This window comes from Mycobacterium sp., from assembly GCF_050701515.1.
Taxonomy (GTDB): domain Bacteria; phylum Actinomycetota; class Actinomycetes; order Mycobacteriales; family Mycobacteriaceae; genus Mycobacterium.
This window is the reverse complement of the sequence record NZ_JBOGDB010000268.1, coordinates 1-14,692: the sequence shown is the minus strand read 5'-3', so window position 1 is coordinate 14,692 and position 14,692 is coordinate 1. Positions and strand designations below refer to the sequence as shown.

Below are 14,692 nucleotides of genomic sequence, written 5' to 3'. Positions count from 1 at the left end.
CGCCTACACCCAGGACCAGAACCTGCAGGACGGCCCGCACAAGGACCTGCGTCGTGCCCGGGCCGCCGCAATCAACATCGTGCCGACCTCCATCGGCGCGGCCAAGGCCATCGGCCTGGTGCTGCCCGAACTCAAGGGCAAGCTAGACGGCTACGCGCTGCGGGTGCCGATCCCCACCGGCTCGGTGACCGACCTGACCGCCGAAATTTCGAAGCCGGCCAGCGTCGAGGAGATCAACGCGGCGTTCAAGGCCGCTGCGGACGGTCCACTCAAGGGCATCCTGAAGTACTACGACGCCCCGATCGTGTCGAGCGACATCGTCACCGACCCGCATAGCTCGCTGTTCGACTCCGGCCTCACCAAGGTGATCGACAACCAGGCCAAGGTGGTGGCCTGGTACGACAACGAGTGGGGCTACTCCAACCGCATCGTCGACCTGGTCGCACTGGTCGGCAAGTCGCTGTAACCGTGGCCGTTCGCACACTCGACGACCTTCTGGCGGAAGGGGTTTCGGGTCGCGGCGTGCTGGTTCGATCCGACCTCAACGTCCCGCTCGAGGACGACGGCAGCATCAGCGACCCCGGCCGGATCACCGCGTCGGTGCCGACGCTGCGGGAGCTCTCGGATGCCGGCGCCAAGGTGGTGGTGACCGCGCACCTGGGCCGGCCCGAGGGCGGACCGGACCCGAAGCTGTCCCTGGCGCCGGTAGCAGCGACGCTGGGCGAGCAGCTGGGCAGGCACGTGCAGCTGGCCCGCGATGTGGTGGGACCCGATGCGCTGGCCCGCGCCGAGGGGCTCACCGATGGCGACATCCTGTTGCTGGAGAACATCCGGTTCGACCCGCGCGAAACCAGTAAGGACGACAGCGAACGCCAAGCCCTGGCCAAGCAGCTCGTCGAATTGGTCGGTGACGACGGCGCTTTCGTCTCCGACGGCTTCGGTGTGGTGCACCGCAAGCAGGCCTCGGTGTACGACGTGGCGAAGCTATTGCCGCACTACGCGGGCAAGCTGGTGGCCACCGAGGTGGCGGTGCTGGAGAAGTTGACCAGTTCCACCGATCGTCCGTACGCGGTGGTGCTCGGGGGCTCCAAGGTGTCCGACAAGCTGGCGGTCATCGAGGCGCTTGCGGAGAAAGCCGACAGTCTCGTCATCGGCGGCGGCATGTGCTTCACCTTCCTTGCCTCGCAAGGTGTTTCGGTCGGCACCTCGCTGCTTGAAGAAGGCATGGTCGACACTTGCCGCAAGTTGCTGGAGACCTATGGCGACGTGATCCACGTGCCCGTCGATATCGTGGTGGCCGACGAGTTCGCCGCAGATTCGCCTTCCGAGACGGTGCCGGCCGACCGGATCCCCGACGACAAGATGGGCCTGGACATCGGGCCCGGTTCGGTCGAGAGATTCACCGCGCTGCTGTCCAACGCGCAGACGATCTTCTGGAACGGGCCGATGGGGGTGTTCGAATTCCCGGCATTCGCCGCGGGCACCAAGGGCGTCGCCGAGGCCATCAGCGGCGCGACCGCCAAGGGCGCGTTCAGCGTCGTCGGCGGAGGTGATTCGGCGGCCGCCGTTCGGCAACTCGACCTGCCCGAGGACGGCTTCTCTCACATTTCCACCGGCGGCGGGGCGTCGCTGGAATACCTTGAGGGCAAGACACTGCCCGGCCTGGAGGTACTGAACTAGAATGTCTGCTCTTCGCCCGAGAGGCTCATCGCTGTGAGCCGCAAGCCGCTGATCGCCGGCAACTGGAAGATGAACCTCAACCATTTCGAAGCGATCGCCTTGGTACAGAAGATCGCGTTTTCGCTGCCGGACAAGTACTTCGACAAGGTCGACGTTTCCGTGCTCCCGCCGTTCACCGACCTGCGCAGCGTGCAGACGCTGGTCGACGGCGACAAGTTGCGGCTGACCTACGGCGCGCAGGACCTCTCGCAGCACGATGATGGCGCCTACACCGGCGACATCAGTGGCGCCTTCCTGGCCAAGCTGGGCTGCACGTATGTGGTCGTCGGGCACTCCGAGCGCCGCACCTACCACGCCGAGGACGACGCGCTGGTGGCAGCGAAGGCCGCCGCGGCCTTCCGGCACGACCTGATCCCGATCGTGTGCATCGGCGAGCAGCTCGAGGTCCGCGAGGCCGGTAACCACGTCGAACACAACATCGACATGCTGCAGGGCTCGCTGGCGGGTTTGTCCACCGAAACAATCGGCAAGGTCGTGATCGCCTATGAGCCGGTGTGGGCGATCGGCACCGGCCGGGTGGCCGGCGCCGCCGACGCGCAGGAGGTGTGCAAGGCCATCCGCGACGAACTCGGCAAGCTGGCGTCGCCGGGGCTCGCGGCCGGCGTGCGGGTGCTCTACGGCGGCTCGGTGAACGCCAAGAACGTCGCCGAGATCGTCGCCCAGGAGGATGTGGACGGCGCCCTGGTCGGCGGCGCGTCGCTGGACGGCGAGCAGTTCGCCACCCTGTCGGCCATCGCCGCTGGTGGGCCGCTTCCGTGATGAGCAGGATCTGCCTGTAGTCTGGCGGCCATGGAATTGGCCCTGCAGATCTGTCTGGTTGTCACCAGTGTCCTGGTGATCCTGCTGGTGCTGCTGCATCGCGCCAAGGGTGGCGGCCTGTCCTCCCTGTTCGGCGGCGGCGTTCAGTCCAGCCTGTCGGGGTCGACCGTGGTGGAGAAGAACCTCGACCGGCTGACGTTCTTCGTCACCGGCATCTGGGTGGTGTCCATCATCGCCGTCGCCCTGCAGATCAAGTACGCCTAACCACGAACACGACCAGGAACCGTCGCCGCTGCGTGCGCGTCGGAACGTGTATGCCTGACCCCTTGCACGTCGAGCCCGGTGCCGGTCACGACGCCGCCGCATTGTGTGACGACGCCGCCGACGAATTAGCCGAACTTGCAGCCCAACTCGACGACGAGCCGCTCCGAGAACTGTTGGGGCGGCACGCCGAGAACCTGAACGAGTTCGGGGTCCGATTCCGCTCCGTCGACGCGGCCTACGGTGAAGCCGATCGCGGCGGCGGCGACCGGTACTCGTCATGACGGCCGGCGTGCGGCGCATGCTCGACGACGCCCGAGCGGTGTTCATTCGCCTGGACGAGGACGCGACGCGTCAACTCGAGCGGTCCTGGCGCGGTGATGCCGGTCGGCGGGCGCTGGAAGCGTTGCGTCGCTACATATCCGAGGCCCTGGACGGGCTGGCCGGGTGTCCTTCCTTTCCCGGCATGTCGGTGCCGCCGATGCCTGCCCTCGCTGCACCGGCGGTACCTGTCGCCACCGTCCCCGCCGGCTCCGGCCCCCTGAATCCACTGAACCCGCTGAACCCGCTGAACCCGGCGACTCCGATGACAAGCCACCGCAACGGCATTGACGAGCACGGTGTCGTCGCACCCACGCACGCCGCCGCGAGTCCGTCGCCGGCGCCGACGATGCGCGCTGTGCCGGATGCCTCAAACCCGCTACCGCCGGCGTCGGCGAATGCGGCGACGACGTCCGCGGTGCCGCCGGCCGCGCCCGCCCACCCAATGCCGGCCGGTCAGGCGCGTGGCGGGATCCCGTACCTGCCGCTGATGGGTGCGGCCTCTCCCGGCGCCTTCAGCCGCGACGACGGCGGGGCGCGCCGGACGCCAGGCTTCCTGATCAGCATCGACAACGGCAACGAGCTGATCGGCCCACTGCCCAAGGTTTCGCCACCGGTGCTGGGCGGCGGGTAGTCGCTACCGGCGGGTGCTGCGCCGCACCGCGTTGATTGCGCCGCGCACCGCGGATTCGGTCGCAGCGAGAGGTGCGACTGCGGCTTCGCCGACTCCTACGATGCGTTCGACGCGCTCGACGATGCCCTCGAGGCGGTCGACCACCGCGTTGAGGCGCGGTGCGAGTTCGTTGATCCGGTTGATGGTGTCGTTGAAACGCTCCAATGTCGCGTCGAGATTCCCCGTGGAGTTGTCCAGATTGGTCAACGACTCAGCCAAACCGGCCAGGATGGTGTCGACCTGATCCACCGTGACATCGGCGTTGAGCGCCGCCTGCGCGAGCTTCTGGATCCGCTCCCGACCACTGCGGGCACCGGTCTTGCCACCCTTGTCTGCCATGACGGTCATTTGACCACATGGCCGGAACCGTCGGGCCCGAGTGGTCGTCTGACTTCGGTATGCGGCCCTATTGCGACACCCGGCCCCGCTCGGATGGGCCGATCGATCAGGACGAATACGCCGCCGGATACGCCGACGGGCACGCCGACAGGGCGGATTAGAGCCCGCCCGCGGCGTCCTCGTCGAGCAGCCACACCGTGGCTTCCCGGCCGGTTGCGCCGGCGGCGGGCACGTCGACGGGATCGGCACCGCCGATCGCCGCGGCGACCGCATCGGCTTTCTCGGCGCCGGACACCACCAGCCACACCTCCCGCGACCGCGCAACGGCGGGCAATGTCAAGGTGATTCGCCGCGGCGGCGGCTTGGGGGAGTCGGGGACGCCAACCACCAGCCGGCTGGTTTCGCGGACCGCCGGCGTGTGCGGGAACAGTGAGTTGACGTGCCCCTCGCCGCCCATGCCCAGCAGGTGGACGTCGAAATCGGGCGCGGGTTCGCCCTCGTCGGCGTTGGCGGCCAGGACATGGTCGTACGCCAGCGCCGCGGCGTCCAAATCGTCACCGAATTCGCCGTCGCCGGCCGGCATCGCGTGCACATTGCGCGCCGGAATGTCGATGTGGTCCAGCAGTGCCTCGCGTGCCTGCTTATCGTTGCGATCGTCGTCGTCCTCTGCGACGTAACGGTCGTCGCCCCAGAACACATGCACCTTCGACCAGTCGATCTGACCGCCGTTTTCGCGGACGCGCTCGAGCAGACCGATGCCGGTGCCGCCTCCGGTCAGCACGACCATCGCCCGACCGCGGGCAGCGACCGCAGCGGTGATGGCATTGATCAGCCGATCTCCCGCGGCGGCAACGAGTTCCGCCTTGCCGGGGTGGGTCTCGACGATAGTGCTCACACGTACTGCACCTTGTCGATGCCCTCGAGCGCCTCGAAGAAGATCTCGTCGCCGTCCAGCCGGCGCAGGTCCTCGGCAAGGCATTCCTTGGCGTCCCTGCGCGCCAACGGGATCCGCGCGGCGGGCCGTCCGGAGCGGCTCAGCGTCGCGGTCACCCCGGTCTGCGGGCGGCTGAGCGTCACCGTTTCGCTGGGGCGGTGCAGTTCGATCTTCAATTCGCCCACCGCCCGCTTTACCGGACCGTCGATCTGACTGGCCAGCCACCCCGCCAGGATGTCGAGCGCGGGTTCGGTCTTCAGGCCCGACACCAACGCCGAGCCGATCGGCTCGAACGGTGGCTGGTCGATTGCCGATGCCAGCAGCGCGCGCCAGTACGTGATGCGGCTCCACGCCAGATCGGTATCGCCGTCGGTATAGCCCTGCAGCCGGCTCTTGATTGCCGCCAACGGGTCGCTGCTGTTGGTGGCGTCGGTGATGCGGCGAATCGCCAACTGGCCCAACTGGTCCTGCGCGGGTACCGCGGGTGCGCCCGCCGGCCACCAGGCCACCACCGGGGTGTCGGGCAGCAAGAACGGCAGCACCACGCTGCTGGCGTGGTCGGCGAGCTCACCGAACAACCGCAATACCACGACTTCTCCCGCGCCGGCGTCGGCGCCAACGCGGATCTCTGCGTCCAGCCGCGGTTCCGGCGCTTTGCGGTCGCCCGCCACCACCACGATCACCCGGCACGGATGCTCGCGGCTGGCGAAGTTCGCCGCCTCGACGGAGTCCTCGAGAATGTCCTCCGTGTCCGGCGCGATGACCAGCGTCAGCACCCGGCCCATCGTGACCGCGCCGCCCTCTTCGCGGAGGCTGATGATCTTCTTGTTGATGTCGTTGGTGTTGGCGCCGGGCAAATTGACGATCACGGCCGCCTCCATTCCCGGCCCATTCGGCCGATCATTTCGAACGCCGAAGGCGGCCCCCAGGTCCCGGCCTCATACGGTTCGGGCCTGCCGTGCTCGGCCCAGTCGTCGAGTACGGGATCGAGTATTTCCCAAGACAATTCGACTTCCTGGTTGACCGGGAACAGCGACGGCTCGCCGAGCAGCACGTCGAGGATCAACCGCTCGTACGCCTCGGGGGAGTCCTCGGCGAACGCCGCCCCGTAGGAGAAGTCCATGTTGACGTCGCGGACCTCCATCTGGCTGCCGGGCACCTTCGACCCGAACCGCAGCGTGATGCCTTCGTCCGGCTGGACCCGGATCACCAACGCGTTCTTGCCGAGTTCCTCGGTCATGGTTGTGTCGAACGGCAGGTGTGGCGCCCGCTTGAACACCAGCGCGATCTCGGTGACCCTGCGCCCCAGGCGTTTTCCGGTTCGCAGGAAGAACGGCACGCCGGCCCAGCGCCGGGTGTCCACCTCCAGCGTGATCGCGGCGAAGGTTTCGGTCTTGGAATCCTTGGAGAAGCCTTCCTCCTCGAGCAGGCCTGGTACCTGCTCGCTGCCCTGCCAGCCGGCGGTGTACTGACCACGCGCGGTGGTCTCATCCAGCGGCTGCATTGGCTGGGTGGCCGAGAGCACCTTGACCTTTTCGGCCTGCAGCTCGTGCGGACTGAAGTTGACCGGTTCCTCCATCGCCGTCAGCGCCATCAACTGCATGAGATGGTTCTGGATCACATCACGGGCCGCTCCGACACCGTCGTAGTAACCACCCCGTCCGCCCAGGCCGATGTCCTCGGCCATGGTGATCTGCACGTGGTCGACGAAGTTTGCGTTCCACACCGGTTCGTACAACTCGTTGGCGAACCGCAGCGCCAGGATGTTCTGGACGGTTTCCTTACCGAGGTAGTGGTCGATACGGAACACCGACTCCTCCGGAAAGACGCTGTTGACCACCGCATTGAGTTCGCGGGCGCTCTGCAGGTCATGGCCGAAGGGTTTTTCGATGACAACCCGGCTCCACCTCCCGTCCTGCGGGCGGGCCAGCCCGGATTTCTGCAACTGCTCGCACACCGTTTGAAACGCCTTCGGCGGGATCGACAGGTAGAAGGCGTGATTGCCGCCGGTGCCGCGCTCGGCATCGAGCTTCTCCAGTGTTTCGGCCAGCCGTTGGAACGCCTTTTCGTCGTCGAAGGTGCCCTGCACGAACCGGATTCCCTCGGCCAGCCGGTCCCATACCTCCTGCCGGAACGGTGTGCGGGCATGCTGCTTGACCGCTTCGTAGACGATCTTGCCGAAATCCTCGTGAGCCCAATCCCTTCGGGCGAACCCGACGAGGGCGAAGGTGGCCGGCAGCAGCCCGCGGTTGGCCAGGTCGTAGATCGCCGGCATCAGCTTCTTGCGAGCCAGATCGCCGGTGACGCCGAATATCACCACACCGCATGGACCCGCGATGCGCGGCATCCGCTTATCCCGCTTGTCCCGCAGCGGGTTACGCCAACCGGACGGCGCGGCCGAAATCTCGACAGACTTGCTCGCCGCACTCATTTCTTCGCGGAGTCGAGCTGAGCCTGTGTCTCGTCGAGCAGCTCAAGCCAAGACTTCTCGAACTTCTCCACTCCCTCGTCCTCGAGCACCTTGAAGACGTCCGGCAGGTCGATCCCGACCCCTGAGAGCTCGTCGAAGATCTGTTGGGCGGCGTCCGCGGTACCGGTGACGGTGTCGCCCTTGATCACGCCGTGATCGGCGACCGCGTCCATCGTCTTCTCCGGCATGGTGTTGACCGTGTTCGGCGCGACCAGTTCGGTGACATACAACGTGTCGGAGTAGTCCGGATTCTTGACCCCGGTGGACGCCCATAGCGGCCGTTGCACCCGCGCGCCGTCGGCCTTGAGGGCTTCGAAGCGGTCGCCGCCCACGAACACCTCCTCATATGCCGCGTACGCCAGCCGAGCGTTGGCTACACCGGCCTGTCCGCGCAGCGCCAGCGCCTGTTCTTTGTCGCTGTCCCTGGCTATCGTCTCCAGCCGCTTGTCGATCTCGGTGTCCACCCGGGACACGAAGAACGATGCGACGGAATGGATCTTGGACACATCGTGGCCACCCTCCTTGGCTGCTTCCAAGCCGGCGAGGTAGGCGTCCATCACCGCCCGGTGCCGTTCCACGGAGAAGATCAACGTCACGTTGACCGAGATGCCCTCGGCGAGCACCGCGGTGATCGCCGGAAGTCCGGCCAGGGTGGCGGGAATCTTGATGAACAGATTGGGCCGGTCAACGATCTTCCACAGCTCGATCGCCTGCAGGATGGTCTTGTCGGTGTCGTGCGCCAGCCGCGGGTCGACCTCGATCGACACCCTGCCGTCGACGCCGTCGGAGGCCTCCCACTGCGGGCGCAGCACATCGCAGGCCTCCCGCACGTCGTCGGTGGTGACGGTGCGAATTGCGGCGTCGACGTCGGCACCGCGCTCGGCCAGCTCGGCGACCTGGTCGTCGTAGGCGTGCCCCTTGGACAGCGCCAGCTGGAAGATCGTCGGGTTGGTGGTGACGCCGACGACAGACTTGGTGTCGATCAATTCCTGTAAACTGCCGGTGCGCAACCGGTCTCGGGAGAGGTCATCCAGCCAAATGGAGACTCCCGCAGCCGTCAAAGTCGCGAGATTGGGATTGGACTCAGTCATGCCAGTCAGCCCTTCTGCTAGTTGTCCAGTGATCGTTCGGCGGCGGCCACGACGGCCTCGGGGGTGAACCCGTACTCCCGGAACAGGGTCTTGTCGTCGGCCGACGCCCCGTAGTGCTCGATGGACACGATCTCGCCGGTGTCGCCGACGAGCTTGTACCAGCTCTGCGCGACGGCAGCCTCGACCGCGACCCGTGCCGATACCGCCGGCGGCAGCACGCTGTCGCGGTATTCGACCGGCTGGGACTCGAACCATTCGACGCACGGCATTGACACCACCGTGGCGGTGATTCCCTTGTCCGCCAATATCTTCTGCGCCTCCACCGCCAGCTGCAGCTCGGATCCGGTGGCGATGAGCGCCACATCCGGTAGTTCGTCGGGGATGCGGCCGAGTACGTAGCCACCCTTGGCCACTCCCTCGCTGCTGGTGCCCTCCAGCACCGGAATGCCCTGGCGGGTAAGGATGAATCCAACCGGGCCGCTGCTGGCGCCTTGCGCGACGATGGCCCGCCAGGCGTATGCGGTCTCGTTCGCGTCACCGGGTCGCACCACCGACAGGTTCGGAATGGCCCGCAGCGCGGCCAGATGCTCGATGGGTTGATGGGTGGGGCCGTCCTCGCCCAGCCCGATCGAGTCGTGGGTCCATATGTAGATGGTGTCGATGTCCATCAACGACGCGAGCCGAACCCCCGCACGCATGTAGTCGGAGAACTGCAGGAATGTGCCGCCGAACGCGCGGGTCGGTCCGTGCAACACGATGCCGGACAGGATCGCGCCCATCGCGTGCTCCCGGACCCCGAAGTGCAGAACCCGGCCATACCAGTCCGCGGTGAACTCCTTGGTCGAAATCGACGGCGGCCCAAAGGATCGCACATCCTTGATCGTGGTGTTGTTGCTGCCGGCGAGGTCGGCCGAGCCGCCCCACAGCTCGGGCAGTTTCGGCGCGATGTCGTTCAGCACCTGGCCGAACGCTGCGCGAGTGGCCAGCGCCTTGGACCCGGGCTCCCAATGAGTCAGGTCGGCGTCCCAGCCTTCGGGCAATTCCTGCGCCAGCAGCCGGTCCAGCAGCTTCTTGCGCTCGGACTCACGTTCAGCCCAGGCGTCGAACTCGAGCTGCCACATCTCGTGGGCTTCCTTGCCGCGGGCCACCAGCTCGCGGGTGTGCGCGAGCACGTCGTCGCGCACCTCGAACGTCTTGTCCGGGTCGAACCCGAGAATGCTCTTGACGGCGGCGACTTCCTCGGCGCCCAGGTCCGATCCGTGGGCCTTGCCGGTGTTCATCTTGTTCGGCGCCGGATAGCCGATCACGGTGCGGATTGCGATGAACGACGGCTTGTCGGTGACGGCTTTGGCCTCGGCGATCGCTTCATCGATGCCGACCACGTTCTCGCCGCCCTCGACCTCCTGCACGTGCCAGCCGTACGCCCGGTACCGGGCCGGGGTGTCCTCGCTCAACGCGATGTCGGTGTCGTCCTCGATCGAGATCTGGTTGCGGTCGTAGAACACGATGAGGTTGCCGAGTTGCTGGGTGCCGGCCAGCGAGGACGCCTCCGACGTCACTCCCTCCTCCATGTCGCCGTCGGACGCGATGACATATATGTAGTGGTCGAACGGGCTGGTGCCGGGCGCGGCGTCCGGGTCGAACAGCCCGCGCTCGTAGCGCGACGCCATCGCCATCCCGACCGCCGAGGCGAGGCCCTGGCCCAGCGGGCCGGTGGTGATCTCCACACCCTTGGTATGGCGGAACTCCGGATGGCCGGGCGTCTTCGACCCCCAGGTCCGCAATGACTCGATGTCGGTCAGCTCCAGCCCGAACCCGCCCAGGTACAGCTGGATGTACAGCGTCAGGCTGCTGTGCCCGGCCGACAGCACGAAGCGGTCGCGGCCCAGCCAGTGCTCGTCGCTGGGGTCGTGGCGCATCTGCCGCTGAAACAGCGTGTACGCCAGCGGCGCCAGGCTCATCGCCGTGCCGGGATGACCGTTGCCGGTCTTGTGCACCGCGTCGGCCGCCAGCACCCGAACGGTGTCCACCGCGGTCGAATCCAGGTCGGTCCAATCGTCGGGGTGGTTCGGGCGGGTCAGCGCGGAGATCTCTTCGACTGTGGTCACGATGCGCAACTCCTTGATCGACAGGGGGCCGGCAAGCCTGGTCCACCCACACCCTAGTGCCGCTCGCGTGATCGCCGCAGGCCGCGTACCCGCTCATTTACGAATCGACCCTGCTAGGTCCCGGTGCGGCCCGCGGTCTACCATCGTCTGTAGTAGAAGACCGGGCGCAGGCGCCATTTATTAGGAGTTACTTGCGTGAGCATTCGCGAAGGCAGCCCCATAAATGGGGCGCCGAACCGGACACGCACCACGCTCCTCGGCTATCTGGCATTGACGAAGCCGCGGGTGATCGAGCTCCTGCTCGTCACCACGATTCCGGCCATGCTGCTGGCCCACCGCGGCACAGTTGACCCGCTGCTGATCCTCAACACGCTGGTGGGCGGGCTGCTGGCGGCCGCAGGCGCCAACACGCTGAACTGCGTGGCCGATGCCGACATCGACAAGATGATGAAGCGCACCGAGCGCAGGCCGCTGGCCCGGGACACCGTGCCTCGAAGTCATGCGCTGGTGTTCGGGCTCGCGCTATCCGTCGGCTCGTTCTTCTGGTTGTGGTGGACGACGAACCTGCTGTCGGCGCATCTCGCGGGGGCGACGATCGCTTTCTACGTACTCGTCTACACGCTGTTGCTCAAGCGGCGTACGTCCCAGAACGTCGTGTGGGGCGGCGCGGCCGGCTGCATGCCGGTAATGATCGGCTGGTCGGCGGTCACCGGGACCATCCAATGGCCCGCCCTGGTGATGTTCGCGATCATCTTCTTCTGGACGCCGCCGCACACCTGGGCGCTGGCAATGCGCTACAAGGACGACTACCGCGCGGCCGGGGTGCCGATGCTGCCGGCGGTCGCGACCGAGCGGCAGGTCACCAAGCAGATCATGATCTACACCTGGCTGACGGTGCTGGCCACGTTGGCGCTGACGCTGGCGGCCGGGTGGCTGTATGCGTCGGTCGCGCTGCTGGCCGGTGCGTGGTTCCTGGTGATGGCCCACCAGCTCTACGCGGGGGTGCGTCGCGGCGAGCCGATCAAGCCGCTGCGGCTGTTCCTGCAGTCCAACAACTATCTGGCCGTGGTGTTCTGCGCGCTGGCCATCGACTCGGCGCTGGCGCTGCCGACGCTGCTGGGCCGGTAACTCAGGGCACCAGCACGATGGAGCCGACGGTCTTGCGGCCCTGCAAGTCGCGGTGGGCCTGATCGGCGTCCTGCAGCCGGTAGCGCTCACTGACCGTCACGTTGATCGTGCCCTCCGCGATCGCATCGAGCAATTCTCCTGCACGCCAAGAGAATTCGTCAGATGTACGAGTGTAATGGACCAATGTCGGCCTGGTCAGGTACAGCGAACCGGCCGCGTTGAGCCGCTGCGGGTCGACCGGCGGGACGGGTCCGCTGGACGCGCCGAACAGCACAAGAGTCCCGCGAACCGCGAGGCTTGCCAGGCTGGCGTCGAAGGTGGACGCGCCGACACCGTCGTAGACGGCCGCGACACCGCCGTCGGTGAGGTCTTTGACTCTGGCGCCGAATTCTTCGGGGTCCTCCGGATAGTCGAGCACCTCCGCCGCGCCCGCGGTGCGCGACAACTCGGCCTTCTCCGGCGTCGACACCGTGGTGATGACCCGCGCGGCCAGGCTGGTTGCCCACTGCGTGAGGATCAAGCCGACGCCGCCCGCGCCGGCGTGCACCAGAACGCTGTCGCCCTGTTGGACCGGATAGACCGACTTGATCAGGTAATGGGCGGTCATGCCCTTCAGAAGTGCTGAGGCGGCGACGTCAGAGCCGACGCCCTCCGGTACGTACGCAACGAAATCGGCTGGGGCAGTGCTGTATTCGGCGTAGCTGCCGTCTGCTTGCGCGGTGACCACCCGATCGCCGACCGCCAGCGCGGCGACTTCGTCACCGAGCGCCTCGACGGTCCCGCACACCTCGAGGCCCACGATGAACGGAAGTTCCCGCGGGTACTGCCCGGACCGGAAGTAGGTGTCTATGAAGTTGACGCCGATCGCCTCGGCCTTGATCAGCACCTCGCCGGATCCGGGGGCGGGCAGCGGCTTGTCGACGTATTGCAGGACTTCGGGTCCGCCGGTCTCGGCGACTTCAATGGCGTGCATTTGACTATCATCCCCAACGACATGAAACTTGCCCGGCCCGACGTTCGTCATCCCCGGATCGTGCTCGCCGGCTGCCCCGCGCTGCCCGAGGGCGACGGCGACGACGCCGAACTGGTCTCGGCGCTGCGCAAGCGGGGGCTGCAGGCCCGGTGGCTGTCCTGGGATGACCCGGAGACGCTGCGCGCCGACCTGGTAATCCTGCGGGCAACCTGGGACTACATCGACCGGTTGGACGAATTCCTTGCCTGGGGTACCCGCGTCCAGCATTTGTTGAACGCACCCGCCGTGGTGGCGTGGAACACCGACAAGCGCTACCTCGCCGACCTCGCGGACGCCGGCGTGCCGACGGTGCCGAGCCACTTCTTCGCGCCCGGTCAGCGGGTGCGGGTGCCGGCGGGGGAGGTGGTGGTGAAACCGGCCATCGGTGCCGGATCGGTGGGCGCGCAACGGTTTACCGACCGTGCGTCCGCGCGTGAGCACGTCGCCGCGCTGCATGCCGCCGGCAGCACCGTGCTGATCCAGCCGTACGACGCCAGGGTGCAGGACGGCGAGACGGCGCTGGTGTTCCTCGCCGGGGAGCAGTCGCACGCGTTCACCAAGGCCCCGATCCTGCCGCCGGCCGGTCAGCGGCCGGTGTTCGACCATTCCGGCACCTACGCGGAGGAATCCCTCACCCCCGCCGACCCCGACTTCGAGCTGTGGGATGTCGGCCTTGCCGCGCTGGACGCGGCGGCCGCGCACCTGAATATGAACGCCACCGATCTGCTGTACGCCCGGGTCGACGTGATCGGTGGGCCCGACGATCCGGTGCTGCTCGAACTGGAGCTGGTGGAGCCGTCACTGGGCTGGCGACAGCTGGACGCGACGACGCGGACAGGTCAGCAGCGCGCGTTCGCGCTCGGGGTGGAATCAGCGTTGGACCGGCTCGGGCTCGGTCCGCTCTCGCATCGACGCCCATAACGCGGCGGTGGCCGCCGTGCACGCGGCCGCGCCCGCGACGTGGATCGCCACCAGCGCGGCGGGCACACCCGTGAAGAACTGAACGGTACCGACCAAGCCCTGGGCCACCACCAAGACCAACAGCGCGCCCAGCCGCAGCAGCACCGGACGAGCTGCGCGCACGGCCAGCAGCGCGAAGCCGAGACCGACCAGCAGGGACAGGTAGGCAACAAGCAGCGACGAGTGCAGGTGGACCAGCGTGGTGATCTCCAGTTCCAGCCGCGGCACAATGCGCTCGGTGCTCTTGTCCCCGGCGTGCGGTCCCGCCGCGGTCACCAGAGTTCCGCTGACGAGTTGTGCCGCCAACACGATCGCCGTGAGAATCGTCAACTGGCGCAACGGCTTCGGCACCCGCGGCGCGGGCACGCCGTCGTCGGGCTCGCCGATCTTCACGTACAGCAGGACGGCCAGCCACACCATCGCCATCGAGACGAGCAGATGGATGGCCACCGTCCACCACAGCAGGCCGGTCAACACCGTGATGCCGCCGATCACCGCCTGCGCCACCGTGGACGCGGGCATCAGCCACGCGTAGACCAGGACCTCGCGGCGACGGCGGGCACGGGTGACCGCCAGCACCGCCAGTGCGGCGGTCAGCACGACCAGGAAGGTGACCATCCGGTTGCCGAACTCGACGGCCTGGTGGATGCCGGGAATTTCGGGGTGCGGCACCGGAGTGAAGCTGCCAGGGAAGCACTGCGGCCAGGTCGGGCAGCCCAGACCGGAGGCGGTGACCCGGACGATCGCTCCGGTCACGGCGATGCCGCCCTGGGTCAGGATGACCGCGGCGGCGATGATGCGCTGCGTACGCAGGCTCGGCATCGGCAGCCGATCCACCAGCCGCAGAAAGAATCGTCCGACGGGCACGGCACGATCGTAGAGGATCAGAACTACAG

Annotated in this window: 16 protein-coding genes and 1 pseudogene; 9 read left to right on the top strand and 8 right to left on the bottom strand. The window is 67.2% G+C overall.

Annotated elements, in window-relative coordinates; genetic code table 11:
- The 6 genes and pseudogenes from ACRDU5_RS20105 to ACRDU5_RS20080 all read left to right on the top strand — a co-directional run.
- Positions 1-466: pseudogene (locus ACRDU5_RS20105) on the top strand (type I glyceraldehyde-3-phosphate dehydrogenase); the annotation flags it as partial.
- Positions 467-468: 2 nt separating this feature from the next.
- A complete protein-coding gene (locus tag ACRDU5_RS20100) occupies positions 469-1,680 on the top strand; it encodes a phosphoglycerate kinase (RefSeq protein WP_526616597.1) in 1,212 nt (403 codons plus the stop codon).
- A gap of 33 nt (positions 1,681-1,713) precedes the next feature.
- Positions 1,714-2,499: a triose-phosphate isomerase gene (tpiA, locus tag ACRDU5_RS20095; protein ID WP_526616595.1), complete on the top strand. Its 786-nt coding sequence runs from the start codon at positions 1,714-1,716 to the stop codon at positions 2,497-2,499.
- A 30-nt stretch (positions 2,500-2,529) separates the two neighbouring features.
- Entirely contained in the window at positions 2,530-2,763 is a 234-nt protein-coding gene (gene secG, locus ACRDU5_RS20090; RefSeq protein WP_526616593.1) for a preprotein translocase subunit SecG, read from the top strand.
- Positions 2,764-2,813: 50 nt separating this feature from the next.
- Positions 2,814-3,044 (top strand): hypothetical protein, encoded by a 231-nt coding sequence (locus tag ACRDU5_RS20085; protein ID WP_526616591.1) that lies wholly within the window; start codon positions 2,814-2,816, stop codon positions 3,042-3,044.
- Positions 3,041-3,715: a hypothetical protein gene (locus tag ACRDU5_RS20080; protein WP_526616589.1), complete on the top strand. Its 675-nt coding sequence runs from the start codon at positions 3,041-3,043 to the stop codon at positions 3,713-3,715. Before ACRDU5_RS20085 ends, ACRDU5_RS20080 begins: the two co-directional genes overlap by 4 nt.
- 3 nt (positions 3,716-3,718) lie before the next feature.
- On the opposite strand, the gene ACRDU5_RS20075 is transcribed toward ACRDU5_RS20080, so the two are convergent.
- Positions 3,719-4,093, bottom strand: a complete 375-nt coding sequence (locus ACRDU5_RS20075; protein ID WP_526616588.1) for an ATPase — start codon at positions 4,091-4,093, stop codon at positions 3,719-3,721.
- Between the two features lie 17 nt (positions 4,094-4,110).
- Here ACRDU5_RS20075 and ACRDU5_RS20070 point away from each other — a divergent pair, with 17 nt between their 5' ends.
- On the top strand, positions 4,111-4,254 hold the full coding sequence (locus tag ACRDU5_RS20070; protein WP_526616587.1) for a hypothetical protein: 144 nt from the start codon (positions 4,111-4,113) through the stop codon (positions 4,252-4,254).
- Here ACRDU5_RS20070 and pgl read toward each other — a convergent pair.
- From pgl to tkt, 5 genes are read right to left on the bottom strand one after another with little or no spacing between them, the layout of a single operon-like run.
- On the bottom strand, positions 4,251-4,988 hold the full coding sequence (gene pgl, locus ACRDU5_RS20065) for a 6-phosphogluconolactonase (protein WP_526616585.1): 738 nt from the start codon (positions 4,986-4,988) through the stop codon (positions 4,251-4,253). The two genes, ACRDU5_RS20070 and pgl, sit on opposite strands and share 4 nt — an antisense overlap.
- The gene (opcA, locus tag ACRDU5_RS20060; RefSeq protein WP_526616601.1) at positions 4,985-5,896 is read right to left on the bottom strand and encodes a glucose-6-phosphate dehydrogenase assembly protein OpcA; all 912 of its coding nucleotides are present in this window, start codon (positions 5,894-5,896) and stop codon (positions 4,985-4,987) included. Before opcA ends, pgl begins: the two co-directional genes overlap by 4 nt.
- The gene (gene zwf, locus ACRDU5_RS20055; protein ID WP_526616583.1) at positions 5,893-7,458 is read right to left on the bottom strand and encodes a glucose-6-phosphate dehydrogenase; all 1,566 of its coding nucleotides are present in this window, start codon (positions 7,456-7,458) and stop codon (positions 5,893-5,895) included. The genes opcA and zwf overlap by 4 nt, the downstream gene beginning before the upstream one ends.
- Positions 7,455-8,588, bottom strand: coding sequence for a transaldolase (tal, locus tag ACRDU5_RS20050; protein ID WP_526616582.1), 1,134 nt, complete (start codon positions 8,586-8,588; stop codon positions 7,455-7,457). Before tal ends, zwf begins: the two co-directional genes overlap by 4 nt.
- A 17-nt stretch (positions 8,589-8,605) precedes the next feature.
- The gene (gene tkt / locus ACRDU5_RS20045) at positions 8,606-10,696 is read right to left on the bottom strand and encodes a transketolase (RefSeq protein ID WP_526616581.1); all 2,091 of its coding nucleotides are present in this window, start codon (positions 10,694-10,696) and stop codon (positions 8,606-8,608) included.
- A 195-nt stretch (positions 10,697-10,891) separates the two neighbouring features.
- Between tkt and ACRDU5_RS20040 the strand changes: the two genes are divergently transcribed.
- A complete protein-coding gene (locus ACRDU5_RS20040; RefSeq protein ID WP_526616580.1) occupies positions 10,892-11,824 on the top strand; it encodes a heme o synthase in 933 nt (310 codons plus the stop codon).
- 1 nt (position 11,825) lies between these two features.
- Here the strand turns inward: ACRDU5_RS20040 and ACRDU5_RS20035 are convergent, their stop codons facing one another.
- Entirely contained in the window at positions 11,826-12,797 is a 972-nt protein-coding gene (locus ACRDU5_RS20035; RefSeq protein ID WP_526616579.1) for a quinone oxidoreductase family protein, read from the bottom strand.
- A gap of 21 nt (positions 12,798-12,818) precedes the next feature.
- Between ACRDU5_RS20035 and ACRDU5_RS20030 the strand changes: the two genes are divergently transcribed.
- Positions 12,819-13,757: an ATP-grasp domain-containing protein gene (locus ACRDU5_RS20030; RefSeq protein WP_526616577.1), complete on the top strand. Its 939-nt coding sequence runs from the start codon at positions 12,819-12,821 to the stop codon at positions 13,755-13,757.
- Here ACRDU5_RS20030 and ACRDU5_RS20025 read toward each other — a convergent pair.
- A complete protein-coding gene (locus tag ACRDU5_RS20025) occupies positions 13,707-14,618 on the bottom strand; it encodes a COX15/CtaA family protein (protein WP_526616599.1) in 912 nt (303 codons plus the stop codon). The two genes, ACRDU5_RS20030 and ACRDU5_RS20025, sit on opposite strands and share 51 nt — an antisense overlap.
- Between the last annotated feature and the right edge of the window lie 74 nt (positions 14,619-14,692).

Coding starts and splice junctions, on each gene's coding strand:
- secG (WP_526616593.1), top strand. CDS start 2,530: ATGGAATTGGCCCTGCAGATCTGTCTGGTTGTCACCAGTGTCCTGGTG.
- ACRDU5_RS20085 (WP_526616591.1), top strand. CDS start 2,814: ATGCCTGACCCCTTGCACGTCGAGCCCGGTGCCGGTCACGACGCCGCC.
- ACRDU5_RS20080 (WP_526616589.1), top strand. CDS start 3,041: ATGACGGCCGGCGTGCGGCGCATGCTCGACGACGCCCGAGCGGTGTTC.
- ACRDU5_RS20075 (WP_526616588.1), bottom strand. CDS start 4,093: ATGGCAGACAAGGGTGGCAAGACCGGTGCCCGCAGTGGTCGGGAGCGG.
- ACRDU5_RS20070 (WP_526616587.1), top strand. CDS start 4,111: ATGGCCGGAACCGTCGGGCCCGAGTGGTCGTCTGACTTCGGTATGCGG.
- zwf (WP_526616583.1), bottom strand. CDS start 7,458: ATGAGTGCGGCGAGCAAGTCTGTCGAGATTTCGGCCGCGCCGTCCGGT.
- tal (WP_526616582.1), bottom strand. CDS start 8,588: ATGACTGAGTCCAATCCCAATCTCGCGACTTTGACGGCTGCGGGAGTC.
- ACRDU5_RS20035 (WP_526616579.1), bottom strand. CDS start 12,797: ATGCACGCCATTGAAGTCGCCGAGACCGGCGGACCCGAAGTCCTGCAA.
- ACRDU5_RS20030 (WP_526616577.1), top strand. CDS start 12,819: ATGAAACTTGCCCGGCCCGACGTTCGTCATCCCCGGATCGTGCTCGCC.
- ACRDU5_RS20025 (WP_526616599.1), bottom strand. CDS start 14,618: ATGCCGAGCCTGCGTACGCAGCGCATCATCGCCGCCGCGGTCATCCTG.